The sequence below is a fragment of the Bacillus thuringiensis genome (genome assembly GCF_022095615.2).
Lineage (GTDB): Bacteria > Bacillota > Bacilli > Bacillales > Bacillaceae_G > Bacillus_A > Bacillus_A cereus_AG.
The window spans coordinates 882,316-904,663 of sequence record NZ_CP155559.1 but is presented as its reverse complement, the minus strand read 5'-3'; the positions used below and the strand labels follow the sequence as shown (position 1 = coordinate 904,663).

Here is a 22,348-nt window from a genome sequence, read left to right as displayed (position 1 = left end):
CCAAAAGGCAGTCTCTCTCAAAACTCAATCCTCTCCCCAACTCCGTGCTCCACCGCTCTCTCATACAAATACTTCGCAACGATAATATCCACTACCGCCAAACCAACTGATTTGAAAATAGTAATCTCTTCGTCGTTTTCACGGCCGGCTTTTTCGCCGCTTATAATTTGACCAAGTTCGGCATGGATGTTGCTTGCTTCAAATAGACCTTCTTTTATTGGAACTTGAAGGTCACCTGTTTCTTCTAGTGCTGCTTCTTTTGATTCGACTACTACTTTGTTAGCGCCCGCGATGGCGTGGGATGGTAGTTCTTGCATGCTTGGCCTGAATGAGCCGACGGCGTTTATATGGACGCCTTTTTGTAGTTTTTCTGAGAAGACTGGTGTGGATGCGTTTGTAGTTGTGACGATGATGTCTGCTTCGCTTATTGCTTCATTTGCATTTGTGTGAACGTAAGCAGGTGTATTGAATCTCTCTTGTATGTATTGCGCAAATGCATACGCTTTTTCTTCTGTTCGATTGTATAAAATGACCTTTTCAATATCTCTTACCGCAAATACAGCTTCGGCAATTCCCTTCGCCTGTTCGCCTGTCCCGATGATGCATAAAGTTTTTGCATCATGACGAGCTAAATGTTTTGTCGCTACTCCTGATAAGGCACCTGTTCGAATCATTGTTAAATAGGATCCTTCTAAAAGTGCGAGCGGTTCTCCCGTTTGAAAGTCAGATAGCATTACAATCCCGTTTATCGTTTTCTTTCCTATCTTTTTATTCTGCGGGACTACTGTTACTACTTTTAAACCAATTTCCTCAAGTCCTTCCGCTACGGAAGGCATAATTAATGCCGTATTTTTCTCATTAGCAAATGGCAAAGAACCTCGTATTGGCGTGATTGTTCTTTCTGCGGAAAATTCTTGTAAAGCAAGCGCCGCGTATGCAATGACTTCATTCATATTTACTAAGTTTCTTTGTTCGTTCGCGCTTATGACTAGCATATCTTTCCACCTCCTCCTTCTATCCTAACAAAAATCCTCGATTTAAATCATCTCTCGGGTCTACAACGAACTGATGAAATCCTGTAATAAATGCATGCCCTGTTACTTTCGAAACGACAGCTTCGTATGTATCTACCGCTGTTATCGACAATACTTCTCCTTCGAATTTTCCGTCAGTAATACATTCATGGACGAAAATTTCTCCCTTGTGTAAAGCATCTTTTTCAAAAAGAGTTGCGATTCTTGCGGAAGTTCCTGTGCCACAAGGGGAACGATCTACTTGCCCATCAGCGAAAATTGTTACATTTCGTAACGTTGCGTCTTTTTCTTTCGGTTCATCTGAGAAAATAACGCCGTATATTCCTTTTAAATCTTCTTCCAGTGGGTGCTTTACTTCCATTTGGCTCTCAATATAGTGTTTAATTTTACCGCCCCACGTTTGAATAGCAGGTAAGTCCTTGAAATCAACTTTCAAGCCAAATTCCTTACAATCTACTACCGCATAAAATGCTCCGCCAAACGCGATATCTACTTGAAACTCATAGTTATCTATTTTAATAGGAACGTCTTTTTTGTATACAAATGAAGGAACATTTTCAAATGATACGGACTCTACTTCGCTCCCGTTATATTTTGCATACGCGACTACTTCCCCAGCAGGGCTATCAATAATGAACTTTTGTTTCTCACCTGTCACTTCAAACATACCTGTTTCAATTCCGACTGTAATAACGGCGATAATACCATGACCACACATCGTACTCCAGCCTTCATTGTGCATAAATAATACACCAAAATCAGCGTGAGCACTTGCAGGTGGTGTAATGATACAACCGTACATGCCGTGATGTCCTCTCGGTTCATACATAAGAATTTCGCGAAGATGATCCAAATGTTCCATACAGTATGCGCGTCTTTCTAACTGCGTTTCTCCCTTTATTTCTGGCACACCGCCTGTAATAATTCGAAGCGGTTCCCCAGCTACGTGAGCATCAATTGTCGTATACACTTTACTAACCTTCATTTCTATCTCTCCCCTATATGTTGATACTCTTTTTCTTGCAAATATCATGCCAACGCATAGGGTATAAATTTGTATACATTGTGTAAAAAAGCATACACTGCTGTCTATTTTTTTATACACTGTCCGGAAGCTATTTTATGGAACACCTCGATACAACCAGGCTTATTATTTTCAATGGAAAGTTACTTCCACCCCCAACATATACTGTTCAAAAGCAAAAGGAAGTGATCTCATGTACTACGGAACAAAAGGTTGGTACGTAGCCGAACTGAAAAAATTAGGTGTGCGCTATCATGAAGGACGCAAACTAGAAAGTTACCGCGGACACGTCTTACGTAATTTACTAACTGCAGAACAAGAGAAGACAAAAAAAGAGTAATCTGTTATCGAGTGCTTCTCGGCATTTATCAACGATTCAACAATTCCCGCCAAATCACTCCTCCATTCCACCAACCAATCACACATCAATACAAACAAAAAAGGTCACCCAAACGGGTGACCTTCCTTTCTTATTCACAAACAAGAATTTGTCTAGTAAATGATCCTTTTCTTGTAATACAGCGATCTGTAATTTCAAATCCTGCTTCATGGATCATGTCGTCCATCGTTTCCATCGTGACAACGACTACCTTTTTAGCGATGCGGCGCGCACTTGAAAGAATCGAGAACTGGTCTTCTGGTGTTGCATGCGTAAATAAGTCGTATGGCATATCAATAATGGCAACGTCGTAGTTCTCAGTAATTTCCTCAATCGGACCTATTGTTACTGTCCCTTCGAACCCGAAGTGTGCGATATTTTTTCTCGTTCCAAGAACTACAAGTGGATTTATATCTCTACCAACAATGTTAATCCCCATAGAAAGTGCTTCTACTACTACTGTTCCAATGCCGCAGCACGGGTCAATTGCTCGTACTCCTTCTGGATTAGGCACCGCAATATTTGCAACTGATCTCGCAACACGTGTGCTAAGAGATGTCGAATAACTATGCGGTTTTTTTATGTGATGATACCAAACTGGTTCACTTTCTACATAGTGTCCAAAGTACCAGCGTCCTCCAAGAGGAACAATCCCGAATACACGCTCTGGATTACGAACATCCGCTTCTCCTTCAATATGCATACCGAGGTCACGTTCAATGAGACGTCGCTCTCCATATTCAATTTTATTTTCTTTGCCAAGATCATTGATTTTAACGAAGATAACTTTAAACGACGCCCCCGCCAAATCAATTTGTTCCACTTGTTTTAGAATACTTTCTAAGTCGTCTCCTTCATACATAACCTCAACGCGCTCTTTTATAAACGCACTTCTACTCGGTTCAATTTTGACATCACTTTTCAAAATATTAACGTGAGATTCCATTCCAAAGAACGAGCGCATTTCCAGGTAACATAAAGCACGCTCCTCCTCGCGAAATGCATACGTATATATACATGCAGGTGTTTTACTATAATTATTCAATCTATGATCATCCTCTATCGTTTAAAATTGTTATGATTACAATTGCTACAATACTTTTTCGTATAAAATTAAATGATATCACATGCCGGAAATAAAGAGAAACGTTAATAAATAAAAGAGACTGCCTATTGGCAATCTCTTTTTATTTATTAACGGAAAGAAGATACGTTATTACCCTTTGCTTCGTAATAATCTAAAATACCTTGATAAATCGCTTCTGCTGCATCTTGTCTCTGCTTTGGTGTAGCGATTTTATCTGCATCACTTTTATTATCTACAAATGCTAATTCTGTTAATACAGCTGGCATTGTATTTTCTCTAATCACATATAGATCACCTTTTTTCACACCACGGTCTGTTGTTCCCAGTGCTTTCACAAGACGGTCTTGAATTTTTTGTGCTAATAAACGACTTTCATCTACATATGGATTCGTTGATCTTGTCGGTGCTGCTGCATAATAGAATGTTTCTGTACCATGCCCTTTTTTATCTTCCGTACCGTTACCATGAATACTTACAAAAATATCTCCATTATGTTCCTGTGCAAATTCTACACGTTTCTTTAATGAATCAGGACCACTTGTTCCTGGGCGTGTATTATCTGTACGAGTGAACATCACAGTAAATGGTGTCTTTTTCTCAAATATTTTCTGTAATCGTAATGATACATCTAATACAGTTTCACTTTCTTTCTCATAATAACCAGGATTACCCGAGTCAATTCCACCGTGACCTGGATCAATAATAATCGCTTTACCTTCTAGGAAGTTCTCTTGTTTTACTGGGTTTAATTGATTTTTATCAACCCACTGGAAGCCAGCGCCTACGCGGATACGAATCCAGCTGCCACTCTCTTCCATAATCGTTACTGTTTGTGCATTATATGTACCTAGCACTTTAGAACTATGTGAAGCTGTTTCATATGCAGTAAAGTCTTGGTTAATCGTTTCTGTTTTTTCTGTTAAAGGTGTCCACTTCTCACCTTTACTTGTTACAATTTTCAACCAGCCGTCTGCTCTTTGCTCTTTCACTTCAACCATTTGTGGCTTATGCTGAACGTCAGTAATACCAGATGATAATGATGGTTGATGATATGTAATAAAGTTTCTATTCATATACATTTTTTTTGATGTATTTGTTTTATCTTTATCAGCCATTGCAATGAACTGAGCTGCTTCTGCACGAGTTACAGTTCCTTCAGGATTCCAGCCATTTCCTGTACCCTTAGAAATCTCTAAAGCTACTAAAATATTAGCTTGTTTCTTACCCCAATGAGGTTCCAAATCTTTAAACTGTGTTGGAAGTTCTCCAATAATTTTTTTATCTAATGAGTATGCTTGTACTAACATAGATGCCATAGATGCACGGTTAATTTTACCGAATGGATTGAAATTACCAGTACCATCTCCACTAATTGCACCTGCTTTTTCCACTGCAGCAATGTACGGTGCTGCCCAATGGCTTTGTGCATCTTTAAAAGATGGTTTTGCTTTTGGATCGATTGGTAAACCAAGAACGACTGCTAAGATTTTTGCAGCTGATCCTCTATCTACTGCTTCAGATGGAGAAAACGTTCCATCTGGCTTTCCATCAAGCGCTTTTTTCCCTACTAAATAATCAACTGATTCTTGCGCCCATGTAGGAACATCCGAAAACTTCTTCGCTGCTGCGAAACTACTTACTGGAGACGATAATAAACTTGCGGCTAAAATACCTGCCGCGACTGCACGATACTTCATAAAAAATAATACTCCTCTCGATAATCACCTTTTAATAACGCGTAATCTTAATATACAAATCATAACAAACCCGAACAAAAAAAATTAGTGCGCCTCTATCATTTTATAATACTCGAATTATGTAGTAAACCTACTTTCTTAATATTGTAAAATAAAATACAATTAATTTACTTTTTGTTGAATAAAATCGATTTCTCTGCAAACAAAAATAGGCTACCTCTGGCAGCCTATTTCTTTTCTTATTCCGCAATCATCTCTGATAATACATATGAATAAACAAGTGCTTCTGTATGTGCAATCGAACTTTCATGTGTACGCTCAAACGCATGAGAAGAATCAATACCCGCTCCAATTAATGCATGTTTCACATCAAATCCAGCGTGAATCGCAGCCGATGCATCCGATCCATAGTACGGATAAATATCTACTTTATATTCAATATTGTTCGTTTTCGCAAGCTCTACTAAATGTTTACGCAGTGCATAATGATACGGACCACTAGAGTCTTTTGCACAAATAGATACTGTATATTCGTCAGATGCTTGTCCATCACCTAACGCCCCCATATCAACTGCTAAATATTCAACCGTTTCTTCTGGAATATTAGAGTTACCACCGTATCCAATCTCTTCATTGTTAGAAATTAAGAAATGAGTTGTATATGGTAATGTTACGTTTTCGTCTTGTAATCTTTTAATTAATTTTAATAGAATCGCAACACTTACTTTGTCATCTAAATGACGTGATTTTATGTATCCACTCTCTGTAATTTGAACGCGCGGATCGAATGAAACGAAGTCTCCTACTTCAATTCCTAATTCGCGCACTTCATCAGCTGAAAATACACGCTCATCAATACGAACCTCAATATTTTTCTCGTCGCGTTTCGCTTCACCTGCATCTTTATATACATGCACAGATGTTTGATGCATTAAAATCGTTCCTGTATACGTCTTACCGCTTGATGTTTCAATTTCGCAATATTCCCCTTCTACAGAGTTCCAGCGAAATCCACCAATCATAGAAAGACTCAGACGACCGTCAGATTTAATTTCTTTCACCATCGCACCTAACGTATCAACGTGTGCCGTTAATAAACGGTGCTGTGCATCATTTTTCCCTTTTACCGTTAAAATAAGAGCGCCTTTATTGTTACGCTTCGTTTCTACGTTCCACTCACTTACATAGTTTTCAATAAAACGAATGATTTTCTCTGTATTTCCAGATGGACTTGGAATAGAGACAAGCTCCTTAATCAATTCCATCGTTTCTTTCGCATGATGTGCCATTGTCGTTCCCTCCTCATTTTCTCTATTATTTAGTATACCGAATTTACTATAAATCCTCTACTCATATAGCTTAATTTTCTAAATTGCGGTAAAATTCTTTTTAGTATACAAAAGGAGATATAAACTATGAATATATCAAAAAAATATATACATACTGCATTCATCTGGTTTTTAGCATCATTATTTTGTTTACAAGTTTCTTATGCAGTTCACACTACTACTTCTATTACAATTGGCTGGCTATTAACAGTTATCTTCTTCATTATTAGTTTAATTGCAACAAAAAAGCATAGCGTTACTCACTAACGCTATGCTTTCCCTACGAAACTATTCTTCTGAAACATCTAATAAATAAATGCCTCTTTCAAACCCACCGCGCTCTATTTCTCTTTGCTTTCGTAGACGTTCTACATCTTCAATTGTTGCACCTTCTGCACGCGCTAATGAGATAATTACTTCCAGTGCATCCGCAAGAGAATCAAGCGCATGTTCACGCTCTTTCATAGAAGCAAATTCACGAATTTCTTCTGTTCCAATTTTCGCTAAAGCTTGTATGTATGCTTGTCCTGTTAAATTTTGTGCTGTATATGTTTTTCCAGACATCAAAATCTTCTCTGGAACACGATCTCTTACTAACTTGTTATATGCTGACATCATTCATCCTCCTATGTTTAATAACATCCGAGCTCCGCTGTATAGAAAAACCATTTTTTCTTCACGCACGCGCTAAGCATATCAATCCCTGATCCATGTGCTCTTACGTGCGGAAAGAAATAGTGCTCTAATTCTTCTTCCTTACCATATAAAGTTTGGTACTCAGCTGGAATTGCTTCTTTTTTCACATCTTTTTCTTTCGTCACCCCGCCAGAAAACGCAACGCTTGGATGTCCTTCAAAAAACAACGCAGTTCGCACCGCCATAGATGGTGTACTATGCAATGCATAATATGCTATGACAATTATGCCGATAACACCGATAATTTTCTTCATATATTACTCCTAAAAAAAAGTGCTAACACAATTATACTAAAATGTGTTAGCACTTTCTCCCCTTTACCTTAAATTAACCGGCAGTAAAACTACCATTAATTAATATTTCACTTTATTCTCCTTTAAATGCTGGCAAGCGTTTTTCTAAAAACGCAGCAATGCCCTCTTTATGATCCGCTGTTTGTCTCATCGCATATTGACCACGCTTTTCAAGTTGCAGCGTTTGTTCTAAATTAGAGCGATTTACTTCACATAAAATTTGCTTCGTTTGAATCATCGCTTTAATCGGCTTTTGTGACCATTCACTAATTTTTTGCTTCACAGCCGTTTGGAAATCCTCGCCGATTACTTCATCAATTAAGCCGATATCAAGCGCTTCTGTTGCTGATAATTTCTTTCCTTCCCAAATAATTTGCTTCGTCATATTTTCACCGACACGCTTTTGAAGGAAGAAATGGCCGCCTCCATCTGGAATTAAAGCGATTCCAATAAAGTTCATCGCAATAACGGATGAAATATCCGCCATCACATAGTCAGCTGTTAACGCAATACTTAATCCAAGACCAGCAGTTGGTCCATGAATAGCGCTAATAACGAGCTTCGGCATCGTATATAAAGTGACAACGACTTCAGAAATGGTATTCATAATACCATCAAACTTGCTTTCATCATTACTCGAAAGCATCGATTTAATATCTCCACCCGCAGAAAAACCACGGCCGTTTCCGCATAACACAACAATGTGTGCAGAACTCTCCGCTACTTCTTTCAATTTTTGTAATAACTCTTTTAATGTTGGCTCATCTAATGCATTTAACACCTCTGGGCGATTGACCATAACCGTTGCAACGCGCCCTTCATACTTCACAACGACAGATTCTGTTTTACTTGTTACTTCCATTATATATACCCCTCTTTTCTACATAAAGATTATACTTATATAATTATAGAAAGGAGTTGAAAAACCCTTCTTTTTTCTTAATTTTCTGTCTAATAATCTCGTAATTTGTATATAACCTTGTATAAAACATACAATTTCGTTAAAAAATATAGGAATTAAAGTCGGTTTATCGCCTCTCCTCATCTATTTACCATTACAATGAAATAGTGTATCCTTAAGTCTGATATAAAAATTAAATATAGAAATTCATTCTCCTTCCTATTTATATAGAGGCTCTGAAATAAAGGAATGAAGAAATGGAGGAACATATGGTTACTAAGTTAAAACAGACGGATAGCTCCTTCCCGCATTTCCTGCTGCTATTCATTGTGTTTCAACCAATCTTAGATTTATTAACGTCTTTTTCAATCTATGTATTACACATGAGCGCAACAGTCGGAATCGTAGTCCGTTTCGCCTTTATGCTTCTTGCATTAGGTTATCTACTTCTTCACCATAAACAACAAGGCGCGAAAAAGTATATTCTTTATTTATGTCTATTTGGCATCGTGCTCGCAATCGGCCTTGTGAATAATTTAATGGTCAAATCTCCAGTTTCATTTGGAGAAGAAGTGAAATTTATTTTGAAAAGTGTATATCCAATTGTACTACTGTTTGGATATATTATCGCAATAAAAGAATTAAAAAATAACGAATATGCGTTTCATAAAATCATTACGTATTTCTTATATGCAACATTAATTTTAAGTATTTCAATCATCGCGGCTATGGCAACTGGTACAGATTTTCCAAGCTATCCGAACTCAAAGATCGGTTCAAGAGGATGGTTCTTTGCTGGAAATGATTTAAGTTCCATTTTCGCAATTATGTTCCCAATCGTTGTCTTATACTCGGTTCATAAAACAACTTCTTTCTCAAAAGCGTATTACTGGATTCCAACTGTACTTGCGATGTATGCAAGCATTATGATTGGAACGAAAGTTGGCTATGGTGCCATCGTTATTACACTTGGTATCGCTCTTTTCTTCTTATTCATTGAATATATGATACATCGTAAAAAAGAAGGAAAAGGATTCACATATCTTGTAAATACAGTTGTTGCTGCTGTCGTATTAGGAGGGTTACTCGTACTTACACCGCAAACTCCTATCGCCAAAAACATGAGCATCCATTTACAAATATATGAATACAAAAAATCAGTACAAGAAGAAAAAGACCGAAAAGAAGGAAAAGTAATTAAAGAAGAAGAACATAAGCAAGGCGAACTAACAGACTCTGAAATGAAAAGTTTAATTTACAGTGATCGCGACAAATTTTTAAAAGTATATAAACAATACTATAAAGAAGCACCACTATCTCAAAAACTATTTGGAATGGGGTACGCTGGTAACTATACAACGAAAATGAAGTTAGTCGAAATGGATTTCCACGACCTATTCTTCGCATTCGGAATTGTCGGTTTCCTTATGTACTTACTGCCGCTTCTTTATTTCGGTATAAAAATATTCATTCGCATCATCACAAACTTTAAGAAACTATTTAGCGTAAAACATATGCTACTAGCTAGCACACTCGTCTTATCGCTTGGAATCGGCTTTATGTCTGGACACGTATTAACAGCACCAGCCGTTAGCATTTTCTTCGTTGTTATACTCGCTTACTTAATTGTTGATTTAGAAATAGAATAAAAGAAGCAGCATCCAGATGGATGCTGCTTCTTTTCTATTCCAACCCTTTACCGCCTCTAGCATTCAAAGTGCTCATTCTTTCTGCTCCAGTAATCATTGGTTTTGCTCTCTTAATTAAATTTTGTGTAGACTCTAACATTAAAGATGCTTTATGCGCTTCTTCATTACTCCATACTTCAAAAACATATACAGCATTCGGCTCGTCATCTGAAGTACTTACAATATACACTTCACAACTATGAAGTGAGTTCATTGATTCCGCAGCCTCTAGCAAAATACCCGTTAATTCTTCCCGGTTACTTTCTTCCACAATAAACTTACCATACAATCCGAATTTACTCATTCTTCTCCCCCTTAATTTTGCCTCTCCCTTTATCCAAACTAATATTTCTACATCCATATTTATGTTTCCTGTAAAAAAAGACCGAATCACATTATGATTCAGTCTTTTTTACAAAACTATTTTTTCTATTGAAAAGACGCCCGAATTTCCTCCAGCACCTCATCAATATTATCTTTCGTAATAACAATACCGAAATCTTTCGGCACAGTACTATCTTCTTCATTTACAACTTTATGTGCAATCATCTTCCCGATTTCCGGTCTGAAATGATGTCCATCCATATAGTTATCTAAGTTCTTTGTTACTGAATTTAAATACATGAAATGATGTACTTCTCCAAATACATCGACAGCATCATGGAGCCATCTCTTATAATCTTCCCATCGTCCTGATTGAATCATCGTACGGAACAACGGCTCTGAAACAGGCGTTGTGAAAATATAAAACTTTGCATTCGGATTATGGGATTTTACAGTACCTAATATTCCCTTCATATTTTGATACTCATAATTCCCGCCGTAAATCTCTCTACTAAATTTATCTACTTGCGCAGCGATTTGTGCGTCGCGCTCTTCTTTCGTATACTCACGCATCGATTTTACATTATCACGATTATATACATCGATAGTCTTATTGTGATGAATAGAGTTTTGAATTGTATTTCGGGAGTATGTAATCCCATCCATACTCACATACGATTTAATTGGATATAGTAAGCTTTGCGCTTCATTAATATACACTTCTGGTTTATCAAAACCGATTTCTCTATTTTTGTTCGTTCCAAGGAAATCTAAACCAATCACAATAGAAGATAGTTCACTACCTTTTCGTTCTTTTGCATATTCAATGTACGCATCATATTCACGTGGATCTGTACTACTTACCGCATAATTAAATGCGTTTAATCCGGTAAAATCATTTTCATTGATAAACGTTGTTCTACTACTTCCAAGTATAACGCCATCATAAGTAAACGGACGATATGTTATATAATTCGTTTTTTGTTGTCTCTCATTAAACCCAAACTGAACATCATTCCACTTATTTTTATGCGAGAATAACCAAAGTGAATCTGCATAGCCATTAAATATTCCAACACCTGCAAGTGGAACAAAAACACATACAAAAACGAAAATAAGCCACTGTTTGTTTTTCATATTCTCCACCTAGAAATTAAAGTATAAAAACTCACTAATACTCGTTAAATGCAACACACTATACACAAGTAATATTGCAGTAAATAACGCCGTCCATACTGTCGGACGGAATGAGTCTTTTAACTGAATTGAATTTTTTAAGAAGAAACTAATACATAATGCCCCGAAAATGTACGCTACTATTTCCGTATTTAATAATGAAACATGATATGCTTCAGTAAATGAAACACCGTACTCTGTTAAAAATTGTAGTTTCTCCATAATAAACACCGGGAACACGCTATTTGCTAGTTCGAATCCATTAAATCCAAACATTCCTTTTAACACTTTCACCGCATCATGCATCGATGTTGCTCTAAAGAATACCCACGTTATATTAATGAAGAAAAACGTCACGAGCCATCCTGCCCAGGCCGGCATGCGACCTCCTGCTTTATTCCACAAACGATGAATGACAGAAGCTAATCCGTGCAGAAATCCCCAGAAAATAAACGTCCAACCTGCTCCATGCCAAAGTCCACTTATTAAGAAAACAATCATAATATTGACGTATGTACGCGTAATTCCTTTTCTATTTCCTCCGAGAGAAATGTACACATATTTCGTTAAAAACTGGCTTAATGTCATATGCCAGCGATGCCAAAAATCTTGTATACTCACCGCTTTATAAGGGGAATTAAAGTTTTGAGGCAATTTAATATTAAACATTAACGCAATCCCAATTGCCATATCACTATATCCACTGAAATCAAAGTATAGCTGGAATGTAAACGCTAATGAGGAAAGCCACGCTTCAACAAATGTTAACGACTGCTGTACATCAAACCCTTCCCGTACAACGGGAGATAAAACATCCGCAATCCCTACTTTTTTGAAAATACCGATGGCAAATACAAAAATACCGAGAACGATATAATTTGATTGCCAACGCTTTTTACTACGATCAGCAAACTGAGGCATAATTTGCGCATGGTGCACAATTGGTCCTGCAATAAGTTGCGGAAAAAATGTTACAAACAGAGCGTAATCAAGAAAATGACATGCCTCCGTTTCCCCACGATACGTATCTACTAAAAACGCAATCTTTTGGAATGTATAGAAACTAATCGCAAGCGGTAACGTTAATGATAATAATGTAAAATGAGTTCCAAATAACGAATTTACATTTTGTAAAAAGAAATCATAGTACTTAAAATAACTAAGCATTCCTATATTAAATATTAAGCCTACTGTTAAAAGAAGTTTACTCTTATACTTCACGAGCCTCATTCCGATAAAGTAGTTCACAAGGAGCGATATTAACATAAGCGGCAAATATTTTATATTCCAATAACTATAGAAAAATAAAGATGCTGCCACAAGCCAAGCTTTCGCTAAAGTAGTTTGTCCAAATTTATTTAATAGAAAATATAAAAGAAATGCTATCGGTAAAAATAAAAAAATAAACTCAAACGAGTTAAATAACACACCATCTCTTCCCTTCTAAACAAATCACACCTTATTCATCTTATCTTATCCAGATAGCGAGTGTCAAAAGGATTCCATACCGCTTTCCTTCTATTATATAGAATAATTATTTTCATCGAATTATTAACATGATAAAATATTAAAGGCATCATTATATAAAAGAATATATAATAGATATGTCGGTTTTTTTGCACGAAATGTATTTCGAAAAAGTGAGGAGAGTCCTTTGGTATTTAGTAGTTCGATTTTCTTATTTATCTTTTTACCTCTCGTATTATTTTTCTATTTTATAGTGCGTGCCGAGCTACGTAATTTCGTATTACTTGCATTTAGTTTAATTTTCTATGCATGGGGCGAACCACGTTTCGTTCTTTTAATGCTCTTTTCCATCGTATTAAACTACTGCTTTGGCCTACTCGTGCATCATTATGATAAACGAAAAAATATGAAAGTCACATTTTTAATTATGGCTGTGGTAGGAAATATTTTATTACTATCTTATTTTAAATATATTTCATTTTTCACAGACATTTTAAACAACGTATTGCACTTATCTATTCATGTGGAACCTATTCCACTACCAATTGGAATTTCATTTTATACATTCCAAGCGATGTCCTATGTCATCGATATATACCGTAAAGATGGGGATGTTCAAAAAAATCCACTTAACTTAGCGCTATATATATCTATTTTCCCTCAGCTTATTGCCGGACCAATTGTTCGTTACAATATCGTCGCTGAGCAAATTAAAACGCGCATTCATTCTTTTGAACGATTCATAGAAGGTATTCAAATCTTCGTTCTCGGACTAGCAAAAAAAATATTAATCGCCAACCAAGTCGGATTTGTAGCCGATAAAATATTTGCCTTACCACCATCTGAAATAAGTGTTGGAACGGCATGGATCGGTATTATTGCCTACACCCTGCAAATTTATTTCGATTTCTCAGGGTACTCTGATATGGCAATCGGAATTGGAAAAATGTTCGGATTTGATTTCCCGAAAAACTTCAACTATCCGTACATCTCTAAATCGATTTCAGAGTTTTGGAGAAGATGGCATATTACACTTGGTTCTTGGTTCCGCGATTACATATATATCCCGCTCGGCGGAAATCGCGTTTCAAAACTAGCGAATTATCGTAACCTCTTCATCGTATGGGGATTAACTGGTTTATGGCACGGGGCAAGTTGGACATTTATCGCCTGGGGCTTATATTACGGCTTTATTATTTCAATTGAAAAAGCTGGATTCGAAAAAATATTAAACAAACTATGGAAACCGCTGCAACATGCATACGTATTACTAATCGTTATGATTGGTTGGGTCTTCTTCCGAGCTGACAACTTCGCTTACTCGTTCCAATATTTAAAAGCGATGTTCGGCATAGGAGGACAATCTTTCATCGATGACAACACAATGTTATACGTACATGAATACATTATCGTATTTCTCATTGCCTGTATCGCAGCGACGCCGATTTTAAAACGAATAAAAAACATACTAGAACTTGCGCCAAAAACGTATATGTTCACGATGCAAATTGTACGGCCTATATTACTACTAACATTATTTATGATTTCGGTTATGTACTTGATTAACTCAACATATAATCCATTTATTTATTTCAGGTTTTAACTTATCCCGCTATTTGCCGGGCAGTAAAAGCCCGATTGGTTAAGGCTGATAACCAGTGGAGGATGTCCCCACTGATTAAAGTTTCACTTTATGTAGGAAGGAAAAGTTATTATGAAAAAATTGGGAAACCTCATCCTATTAATCGGTTTTCTCACCATTATCTTTTCATTTGGCATACTATCGGTACTCAAAACAGACCGAGCCATTTCACCAGTTGAAAATCGGCCGCTCGCTCAAAAACCAGCACTGACGAAAGAAGCTCTCCTAACTGGTAGCTTCTTTAAAGATTTTGAAACATACACAAATGATCAACTAATCGGACGAGATGAATTTATTAAAAGCTATACAATCGCCCAAATTAATATGGGCAAATCTCTCATTAACGACATTATTTTGACTGATGATAAATGGCTCTTGAAAAATCCAGCGTGGACGAAAAAATATAATGAAATTGATCAATCCATGCCCGCTATAAACGACTTATCTCAGTTTTCAAAAGAACAAAACGTTGAGTTTTACTTTGCTTTACCACCGTCAAAAACGAATGCTTTATCATTTAAATTACCTTCTCATATTTACACATATGCACAGGACAATTTAAATTACTTCCTAAAAAAACTTCCAGCTGACGTAAAGCCAATAAAACTGATGGAGCACTTTAAACAGAACTATACGAACGAAGAAATACAGGACATGTATTTCAAAACAGATCATCATTGGAATATGGACGGTGCCTTCTTAGGCTACCAATATATAATGAACACAATCGGGCAACAATCTTCTATATATAAAGGAAAAGAAATAAAAAAAGAAGACTATACTCGTACATGTGCGCAAAATAAGCATTTAGTCGGTAGCTTCAACAACCAACTATACCAACTCATCGATGCAACGGGTGAAAAATTGTGCTACTACACACCGAAAGACGGTTTCAATTTCACAAGTGTAACCGCAAAAGATGTGACAGGTACTGTTCACCAAAACTTAGATGACATATACGGCATAGAAAAACAAAAAGATACAACATCATACGCAGGTTATTATACGGACGACTATCCAGAAATCGTCTTTGAAAATAACAATGCACCAAATGAAGTACGTGCCTTAGTCCTAAAAGACTCATTCGCAAACGCAATCGTGCCACACTTAGCACAAAACTTTAAACATACATCTATCCTTGACCTGCGTCACTATCACGAAAAAGATGTATATCAATACATGAAAGACAACAACATTAACATGGTATTGTTCGTGTATAGTGATTCGAACTTGAGTGGGGATATGTTTAAGTTTAAGAAATAACTATTAAAAATAGGTCTCTTTAGAATCCTCTAAAGAGACCTATTTTTTTCAAAACCAAAAACAATCCTCATGTCACAATGACATGAGGATTGCAAATCTAATCATTAGATTTTTTCTTTAATAACGTTGATTGTTACAGCTTTCGTACCATACTCAGTAGTTGGTGCAAATCTGTCCTTCACAACTTTAAAGATTACTGTACCTTTATCTCCAAATGCAGTTGTTACACCTTTGAAGACGTCGTTTTTCTTAACAACATTGCCGTTTTCATCTTTAACTTCATCAGTTAAGAATTTGAATAAATCATTTTTTTCTTCAGATACTGTATCATTTGATTTAACAGCTGTTACATAACCAAGCGCAACATCATTACCATCGAATGTAGCATTGTCGTTACGATCTAAGTAAACTTTACCTTGATCTGGACCTTCAGCATCAACGATACGTACTTTATGTTCTGTTGAGATATTTAATTTGATGCCGTTTAGAACATCATCTTTATCACTCTTCACAACGTCTAGCACTCTGTCGATATCAACTTTACGGTTTTCGAATTGTTCAACCTCAACATCTTTAAATTTAACAGATGTAATTTGGATGTTTTCTTGTGTAACAGTAATAGTTGCGTGTCCAGCTGTAGCGCCATCTTTCGTTAAGATAACATCTGTAACACCTGCTGTTTTACCTGTTACTTTTAATGTTTTTCCTTCAATTTTAGCAGAAGCGATTTTATCATTACCTACTCTAAACTCATATCCTGCTAAGTCAGCTGCATCAGCATATACACCTTCAGTAGTGTAATTAGATAATTGGTATGCTACTTTATTTCCAGCACCAAGTGTAGTGTCAGCAGCTTCACCTTTTTGACCAGCTTTAGAAACAAGCTCTAAGCGTGGAGCTTCATGACCGACGTTGCTCTTCGTAACTTCAACATGAAGTGATCCATAACCTTCACCACTTGCATTTGGATTTTGGAAGTGGATTGTACCAGCTCCAACGTTCTCACCTTTAACTTGAATAGAAGATGTACCGATAGAACCTTCATTTGTTGTAGTAACATCTAATACTTTTACAACACCCGTTTGTGGGAATACTTCTTTAATCGCACCAGTATTCGCACCAAATGGATCGCCGTATTGGTCAGTCGTTACGAATGTTACTGGTAAAGATCTACCATCTACAACTTTTAATTGATCTGGGTTAGCTTTTACAGTTGTAAGCTTACGAGTATCCGTTTTTACAACGAAATCAAATGTTTTTGTTACATCGCCAACTTTAACTGTAAGTGTTGCAGAACCAGCTGCTTCCGCTTTAATTTCACCGTTTTTAACAGAGATAACACCTGGGTTAGATGATTTTAAGCTAATCGCGCTAGGATCAACAACTTTGTTTTCTTTATTAATTTGAGCAACAACTTTATGGATACCAGCTTTTTCACCAGCAACTAAAGTTTTGCTGTTTAATGTGAAGTCTGTTCCACTTAAAGCTTTAGCGTAATTTACACCAGCTTTATCTGTATCTACTGCAAATACAACATCTTTAATTGCAGTTGCTTCTGCATCAAGGTTTTTCACTTCGATAATACCAGTGTTAGAAACTGTGATGCCGCCACGTTTCGTAACTTGTACTTCCACTTTGTATTTACCTTCATCGATACCAACTGCTAGCTTACCAGTTTTTGACTCTGAAGTGCCACCTTCAAAGATGTTTGCTGGAGTGCCATCTAATTTATTCGCAACAAATTTCACATCATGACCAGCGATATCTAAATACTCGATATCAGCGTTGCCTTTTTCTTCATTTAATTTGAAGACAACTGCTTGATCTGCACGATCGTCATCGAATGTAAGTTGTTCTACGCGTAATTTTTTCACTTCGTATACATACTTTACAATAAATGTATTGCCTTTTACTTTAACAGGAAGCTCTTTATTTGGAGCAATTTTTCCACTTAACGTTACAACTGCAGATTTCCCATCTTTACTAGCTTCAAGTGCAATTGCTTTATTTCCTTCAAGCGTAACATCTTCAGCTGTAAGCTTGTTTAATCCTGTACCAGTTAACGTTAATTGTGTTGGCTCAGTAGCAGCAACGTTTGTTACTTTCGCATCACTGTTCTCTGGTTTTGCATATTTTTTATCTGTTAATGCGATAAATTGAGCTGCTTCTGCACGAGATACAGATTTATTTGGCTCCCATTTACCACCAGTACCTACAGAGATTCCAAGGTTGATTAGGATGTTAGCTTTCTCTTCACCCCAATGTCCTCTTAAATCATCAAAGTTTGTAACTAATGTGCCATCTACTTTTTCTTTTAAGTTATAAGCACCTACTAGCATAGACGCGAAAGAAGCACGGTCAATCTTTCCTTCAGGATAGAAATTATCTTTACCGTCACCTTTAACGATACCAGCTTTTTCAACTGCTGCGATATATTTAGCAGCCCATGTATTTTTAGCATCTTTGAAAGAAGGTTGCGCATTGTCATCAACTGGTAAATTTAAAATTTTAGTGAAAATAACAGCTGCAGAAGAACGATCGATTGTCTCATCTGGAGCATATGTACCGTCTGGCTTACCTGCAATTGCACCTTTTTCTACTAAGTAGTAAACTGAGTCTTTAGACCAGTGATTTTCCACGTCTGGGAACGTTTTACCTGCCGCTGCTACTGGAGCTACAATTCCTGCTACCATTGCTGCTGTCATCGTACCTGCGATTACTTTTTTGTAAGAGTTAGTCTTTGCCATTTTATAAATTTCCTCCTTCAGGAATATGCTACTAGTTTCATATCATATTAAATTTGAAAACTAGCTAGTTAGAAACGCCATAAAACAATAAAAACACAAACAAAAATACTATAATGAAAAGTAGTTCACATAATAAAATGATACAAACCGTTAGATGTAAATATAAGGGTTAAATACCATTTTTTGAAACAAGTTCATCATACTATACAAAACTATTCGTTATCAAGAACTTTCTCAAAAGAAGATTCGACACATTCTGATAATTCAGTCTTTTAATCGTATTATTCTGATATTAATAATACTCAAATATAGAAATGAATAAACTGTTTTTCCTACAAACCACTCTCACTGCGCTTCGCATATTTTTCATATCGAATACACAATTGGAATTATAGCATATATTTCCACTTTATCACTTAAATATTTTTTACAATAAATACAATTTTCAGACTACATTCGACCGTAAATTCTTGAATTCGACAAATTACACCTATATTCTTATGTTTTTTTAACAAAAAAAGGTGTGAATTTACAAATAATTTACATATCAATGTGGTATTCCTCTATTTTTGAAAACGTTTTCGATTTATTTCTCAATAAAGCTAACTACTAATCTGTAAAATATGATCTATTTTTTTGAGATCGTTTTATATAAAAATTAACCATAAAAAAAGAGCCCACATGATGTGGACTCTTTCTATTGAAAGAAACTTCAATTAGCGAGTTGCTGTTACTGATTTGAAAGCAACAAGTGCATTTCCTGCTTTGTCAGCAGTTTTGAACTCATATTTAGCATTATTTTCTAATTCTTTAGCTTTTACTGTTACTGTACCAGTTGCTAAGTTAACATCTGTTGGAGCTGTTACTTTAAGAACTACGTCTTTAGCAGCTTCTGCATTTTCGTTAGCTTTTGCTACAGTTAATTCTACACCGTTTAAATCAACTGTGAAGTCAGTTGTATCAACGTTTACAGCTTCAGAGAATGTTAAAGTGATTTCTTTAGCATCAACTTTTGTAATTTTAGCTGATTTGAATTCAGGAGCTTTTGTATCTTTAACTTCTAATAATAGGTTTGCTGTACCCATTTTTACTCCATCTTTGTTTGCAACATTAGCTACTGTAAATTTAACTGTTTCTGATTTTTCGAAAGTAAATGTAGATGGTAATTCAATAATTGCATTTGTACCGTCTAATACAATTAAAGTACCTTCTGGTAATTTAGCACCAGCTAATGTGTAATTATTTACATTAGAAGCTGATTCAGCAACCTGACCACCTTTTACTTCTTTCTCAAAGTTTACTGTAATTTTATTTGTAGCTTTATCATAAGCTACAGCTTTTACTACTGGAGCTACTTTATCTGTTTCTTTTTCAGTTTCTTTTTCTACAACTTTTACTTCTTTAGTAAATGCTACAGACTCATTACCAGCTGCATCTTTTACAAGACCTTTTGCAGCAGCTACTTTGTAGTTACCTTTTGCTGGGAATGTTAATGTAATACCTTTTTTATTATCTTTAGTTGGTGCAACTTTTACATCAGCAGTTACATCTTTACTTGTATCTAAGTTAATTACACGAAGTTTTCCATCTTGTGCAGTTACTTCTTTGTCAAAAGTGAATGTCGCTGCTTTATCTTGATCAGCTTCAACTTTTACGAAGTTAGGAGCTACAACGTCTTTTGAAACTTTTACTGCTTTAGATACTTTAGAACCTACGTTGTTAGCTAAATCTTTGTAGCCAACAAATTCAACTGTAAGATCTGCAGCAGTTTCGTTTGTTTTAAGAGCACCTGTTACTTCAATAACTGCCTTTGTTTTATCTTGAGCATCACGAGCAATTGCAGATTTTAATTCTTCTTTACCTTTTTTAACTACAACTGTTCCTTGACCATTCTCAGCAAGTTCTTCTGAGAAAGTAACTTCTAATGTTGCTTTTCCTTCAGCAGTAATTTCTTTAACTTTTACATCTTTAACTTCTGGAGCTGTAGTATCTTTCTCTACTTTATAAGTAGCTTTACCTTCGTACATTTCCATAGCGTTATTAGATAAATCTGTAGCACCAGTTACGATGATTGAGAATTCTTTACCATTCTCAAGATTTAGAGCATTAGTAGAAGTGAAAGTATTGTTTTCAACTTTACCCTCAACTTTTTGACCATTAACTACAACAGTTGCACCTTTTGCTGCATCTAATTTCTCGCTGAACACAACTTTAAGTTTTCCGTCTGGAGTAGATACTGTAGATACAGTTGGAGCTACTTCATCGTTAAAGAAGATAACTTCTAATGCTTTTGGAATTTCTTTTCCATCAGTAGCTTTTAAGCCTTCAACAGTTAGAACATAAGCTTCTTTATTTTTAAGTTTCGCATCTCCATCTAATGTTAAGATTACAGATTTTTTATCTTCGCCGATTTTTGCAGTAACTGCTGTTGCATTAGTTCCTTGAGAAAGAGTGAATTTTGCGTTCTTCACATCTTCTTCTTTCACTGTAGCGCCAAGTTTAACTTCGATTTCTTTAGCATTGATTGCTTTAATAGACTCAACTTTAGCTTCTTCTTTTTGTCCGAACTGCTTGTCAGTCATAGCAATAAATTGAGCTGCTTCTGCTTTAGTTACAGATTTATTTGGCTCCCATTTGTCGCCAGTACCAACAGAGATTCCTAATTTAACTAGGATGTTAGCTTTATCTTTACCCCAGCTATCTTTTAAATCATCGAATTTAGTTTCTAGAGGAACGTTTACTTTAGTATCTAATTTGTAAGCTTCTACAAGAAGAGATGCCATAGAAACGCGGTCGATTTTTCCAGTTGGATCGAATTTGCCTTCGCCTTTACCTTTAACAACGCCAGCTTTTTCTACAGCTGCGATGAATGGAGTATACCATTGGCCTTGAGAATCACCGAATGATGGTTTAGCATCTTTATCGATTGGTAAGTTTAAGATTTGAGCCATCATTGTTGCTGCTTCTGCACGAGTGATTTCTTTTTCAGGCTCGAACATTCCTTTGTCGTTACCTTTAACTGCGCCTTTTTCTACTAAGTAGTTAATAGACTCTTCTCCCCAGAATTTTTCTGGAACGTCCGGGAATGATTTACCTGCTGCTGCTACTGGAGAAACAACACCTGCTACCATTGCTGCTGTCATTGTACCAGCGATTACTTTTTTGTAAGAGTTAGTCTTTGCCATTTTATATATTTCCTCCTTAGGAATGTAATACTAGTTCCATAAGTTTTTAAATAGATATTCTATTTATTTTTGAAACTAGTAGATATAAATGTGGTTAACGTATTCTTTGTATAGAATCACAAAGAAATTATACACCATTTTTATCCAATCAAAAATCTGATATTCGACAAAAAAGTGAATTTTCGCATTTCTGAACGATCGTTTTTTTCGACTTTTATTTTAAAAATCCAGATTATAAAATCAGAATATTTTAAACATAAGGAAAAACACGTCAGAACTACATTTCAAATAATTTTTTTATAACCATTTACAACTATAGCAGAAAAACGTTTCCAATTTCAATATTTAACTATAAAGATATTACGACATTAATCGACAGCTTATTTTTATATAATTCGACATTTTTCTTAACATCCG

Annotated in this window: 17 protein-coding genes and 1 pseudogene; 5 read left to right on the top strand and 13 right to left on the bottom strand. The window is 35.9% G+C overall.

All coding sequences use genetic code 11. The features are described from left to right. Nucleotides 1-17: 17 nt before the first annotated feature. Nucleotides 18-995 carry an ornithine cyclodeaminase family protein gene (locus KZZ19_RS04600; RefSeq protein WP_237979645.1) on the bottom strand — a complete coding sequence of 326 codons (978 nt, stop codon included), beginning with the start codon at nucleotides 993-995 and terminating at the stop codon, nucleotides 18-20. Nucleotides 996-1,014: 19 nt separating this feature from the next. Then, the gene (locus KZZ19_RS04595) at nucleotides 1,015-2,067 is read right to left on the bottom strand and encodes a proline racemase family protein (protein ID WP_237979644.1); all 1,053 of its coding nucleotides are present in this window, start codon (nucleotides 2,065-2,067) and stop codon (nucleotides 1,015-1,017) included. Between the two features lie 89 nt (nucleotides 2,068-2,156). Between KZZ19_RS04595 and KZZ19_RS04590 the strand changes: the two are divergent. Continuing rightward, nucleotides 2,157-2,398: pseudogene (locus KZZ19_RS04590) on the top strand (YflJ family protein). A gap of 130 nt (nucleotides 2,399-2,528) precedes the next feature. Here the strand turns inward: KZZ19_RS04590 and KZZ19_RS04585 are convergent. The 3 genes from KZZ19_RS04585 to KZZ19_RS04575 all read right to left on the bottom strand — a co-directional run bounded on the left by KZZ19_RS04585 (nucleotide 2,529) and on the right by KZZ19_RS04575 (nucleotide 6,510). After that, nucleotides 2,529-3,482, bottom strand: coding sequence for a TRM11 family SAM-dependent methyltransferase (locus KZZ19_RS04585; RefSeq protein WP_237979643.1), 954 nt, complete (start codon nucleotides 3,480-3,482; stop codon nucleotides 2,529-2,531). 149 nt (nucleotides 3,483-3,631) lie between these two features. Beyond that, complete coding sequence (locus KZZ19_RS04580) at nucleotides 3,632-5,221, bottom strand: N-acetylmuramoyl-L-alanine amidase (RefSeq protein ID WP_237979642.1); 1,590 nt, start codon at nucleotides 5,219-5,221, stop codon at nucleotides 3,632-3,634. 239 nt (nucleotides 5,222-5,460) lie between these two features. Then, nucleotides 5,461-6,510, bottom strand: a complete 1,050-nt coding sequence (locus KZZ19_RS04575) for a M42 family metallopeptidase (protein WP_237979641.1) — start codon at nucleotides 6,508-6,510, stop codon at nucleotides 5,461-5,463. A 126-nt stretch (nucleotides 6,511-6,636) separates the two neighbouring features. Between KZZ19_RS04575 and KZZ19_RS04570 the strand changes: the two genes are divergently transcribed. Next, nucleotides 6,637-6,816 (top strand): hypothetical protein, encoded by a 180-nt coding sequence (locus KZZ19_RS04570; RefSeq protein ID WP_237979640.1) that lies wholly within the window; start codon nucleotides 6,637-6,639, stop codon nucleotides 6,814-6,816. A 21-nt stretch (nucleotides 6,817-6,837) separates the two neighbouring features. On the opposite strand, the gene KZZ19_RS04565 is transcribed toward KZZ19_RS04570, so the two are convergent. The 3 genes from KZZ19_RS04565 to KZZ19_RS04555 all read right to left on the bottom strand — a co-directional run bounded on the left by KZZ19_RS04565 (nucleotide 6,838) and on the right by KZZ19_RS04555 (nucleotide 8,400). After that, on the bottom strand, nucleotides 6,838-7,164 hold the full coding sequence (locus KZZ19_RS04565) for a nucleoside triphosphate pyrophosphohydrolase (protein WP_237979639.1): 327 nt from the start codon (nucleotides 7,162-7,164) through the stop codon (nucleotides 6,838-6,840). A gap of 17 nt (nucleotides 7,165-7,181) precedes the next feature. Continuing rightward, nucleotides 7,182-7,499: a hypothetical protein gene (locus tag KZZ19_RS04560; RefSeq protein WP_237979638.1), complete on the bottom strand. Its 318-nt coding sequence runs from the start codon at nucleotides 7,497-7,499 to the stop codon at nucleotides 7,182-7,184. A gap of 112 nt (nucleotides 7,500-7,611) precedes the next feature. Continuing rightward, nucleotides 7,612-8,400, bottom strand: a complete 789-nt coding sequence (locus tag KZZ19_RS04555; protein ID WP_073518885.1) for an enoyl-CoA hydratase — start codon at nucleotides 8,398-8,400, stop codon at nucleotides 7,612-7,614. Between the two features lie 308 nt (nucleotides 8,401-8,708). Between KZZ19_RS04555 and KZZ19_RS04550 the strand changes: the two genes are divergently transcribed. Beyond that, nucleotides 8,709-10,088: an O-antigen ligase family protein gene (locus KZZ19_RS04550; RefSeq protein ID WP_237979637.1), complete on the top strand. Its 1,380-nt coding sequence runs from the start codon at nucleotides 8,709-8,711 to the stop codon at nucleotides 10,086-10,088. Nucleotides 10,089-10,122: 34 nt separating this feature from the next. Here KZZ19_RS04550 and KZZ19_RS04545 read toward each other — a convergent pair whose 3' ends face one another. From KZZ19_RS04545 to KZZ19_RS04535, 3 genes are all read right to left on the bottom strand, one after another. Next, the gene (locus KZZ19_RS04545) at nucleotides 10,123-10,431 is read right to left on the bottom strand and encodes a putative quinol monooxygenase (protein ID WP_237979636.1); all 309 of its coding nucleotides are present in this window, start codon (nucleotides 10,429-10,431) and stop codon (nucleotides 10,123-10,125) included. A 125-nt stretch (nucleotides 10,432-10,556) separates the two neighbouring features. Further along, on the bottom strand, nucleotides 10,557-11,588 hold the full coding sequence (locus KZZ19_RS04540) for a hypothetical protein (protein WP_237979634.1): 1,032 nt from the start codon (nucleotides 11,586-11,588) through the stop codon (nucleotides 10,557-10,559). 9 nt (nucleotides 11,589-11,597) lie between these two features. Continuing rightward, nucleotides 11,598-13,055 (bottom strand): MBOAT family O-acyltransferase, encoded by a 1,458-nt coding sequence (locus tag KZZ19_RS04535; RefSeq protein WP_237979632.1) that lies wholly within the window; start codon nucleotides 13,053-13,055, stop codon nucleotides 11,598-11,600. A gap of 226 nt (nucleotides 13,056-13,281) precedes the next feature. On the opposite strand from KZZ19_RS04535, the gene KZZ19_RS04530 reads away from it, so the two are divergent. Next, nucleotides 13,282-14,697 (top strand): MBOAT family O-acyltransferase, encoded by a 1,416-nt coding sequence (locus tag KZZ19_RS04530; RefSeq protein ID WP_237979630.1) that lies wholly within the window; start codon nucleotides 13,282-13,284, stop codon nucleotides 14,695-14,697. Between the two features lie 111 nt (nucleotides 14,698-14,808). Beyond that, nucleotides 14,809-15,999, top strand: coding sequence for a secondary cell wall polysaccharide O-acetyltransferase PatB1 (patB1, locus tag KZZ19_RS04525; protein WP_237979629.1), 1,191 nt, complete (start codon nucleotides 14,809-14,811; stop codon nucleotides 15,997-15,999). A 104-nt stretch (nucleotides 16,000-16,103) separates the two neighbouring features. Here the strand turns inward: patB1 and KZZ19_RS04520 are convergent, their stop codons facing one another. Next, a complete protein-coding gene (locus tag KZZ19_RS04520; protein WP_237979628.1) occupies nucleotides 16,104-18,746 on the bottom strand; it encodes an S-layer homology domain-containing protein in 2,643 nt (880 codons plus the stop codon). A 716-nt stretch (nucleotides 18,747-19,462) separates the two neighbouring features. Further along, nucleotides 19,463-21,931 carry an S-layer homology domain-containing protein gene (locus KZZ19_RS04515; protein WP_237979627.1) on the bottom strand — a complete coding sequence of 823 codons (2,469 nt, stop codon included), beginning with the start codon at nucleotides 21,929-21,931 and terminating at the stop codon, nucleotides 19,463-19,465. Nucleotides 21,932-22,348: the final 417 nt, after the last annotated feature.

Bases quoted from the DNA above. Each gene is read 5' to 3' on its own strand.
- KZZ19_RS04550 (WP_237979637.1), top strand. From the start codon at position 8,709: ATGGTTACTAAGTTAAAACAGACGGATAGCTCCTTCCCGCATTTCCTG.
- KZZ19_RS04565 (WP_237979639.1), bottom strand. From the start codon at position 7,164: ATGTCAGCATATAACAAGTTAGTAAGAGATCGTGTTCCAGAGAAGATT.
- KZZ19_RS04545 (WP_237979636.1), bottom strand. From the start codon at position 10,431: ATGAGTAAATTCGGATTGTATGGTAAGTTTATTGTGGAAGAAAGTAAC.
- patB1 (WP_237979629.1), top strand. From the start codon at position 14,809: ATGAAAAAATTGGGAAACCTCATCCTATTAATCGGTTTTCTCACCATT.
- KZZ19_RS04515 (WP_237979627.1), bottom strand. From the start codon at position 21,931: ATGGCAAAGACTAACTCTTACAAAAAAGTAATCGCTGGTACAATGACA.
- KZZ19_RS04570 (WP_237979640.1), top strand. From the start codon at position 6,637: ATGAATATATCAAAAAAATATATACATACTGCATTCATCTGGTTTTTA.
- KZZ19_RS04560 (WP_237979638.1), bottom strand. From the start codon at position 7,499: ATGAAGAAAATTATCGGTGTTATCGGCATAATTGTCATAGCATATTAT.
- KZZ19_RS04595 (WP_237979644.1), bottom strand. From the start codon at position 2,067: ATGATATTTGCAAGAAAAAGAGTATCAACATATAGGGGAGAGATAGAA.
- KZZ19_RS04540 (WP_237979634.1), bottom strand. From the start codon at position 11,588: ATGAAAAACAAACAGTGGCTTATTTTCGTTTTTGTATGTGTTTTTGTT.
- KZZ19_RS04555 (WP_073518885.1), bottom strand. From the start codon at position 8,400: ATGGAAGTAACAAGTAAAACAGAATCTGTCGTTGTGAAGTATGAAGGG.
- KZZ19_RS04600 (WP_237979645.1), bottom strand. From the start codon at position 995: ATGCTAGTCATAAGCGCGAACGAACAAAGAAACTTAGTAAATATGAAT.
- KZZ19_RS04575 (WP_237979641.1), bottom strand. From the start codon at position 6,510: ATGGCACATCATGCGAAAGAAACGATGGAATTGATTAAGGAGCTTGTC.
- KZZ19_RS04580 (WP_237979642.1), bottom strand. From the start codon at position 5,221: ATGAAGTATCGTGCAGTCGCGGCAGGTATTTTAGCCGCAAGTTTATTA.
- KZZ19_RS04520 (WP_237979628.1), bottom strand. From the start codon at position 18,746: ATGGCAAAGACTAACTCTTACAAAAAAGTAATCGCAGGTACGATGACA.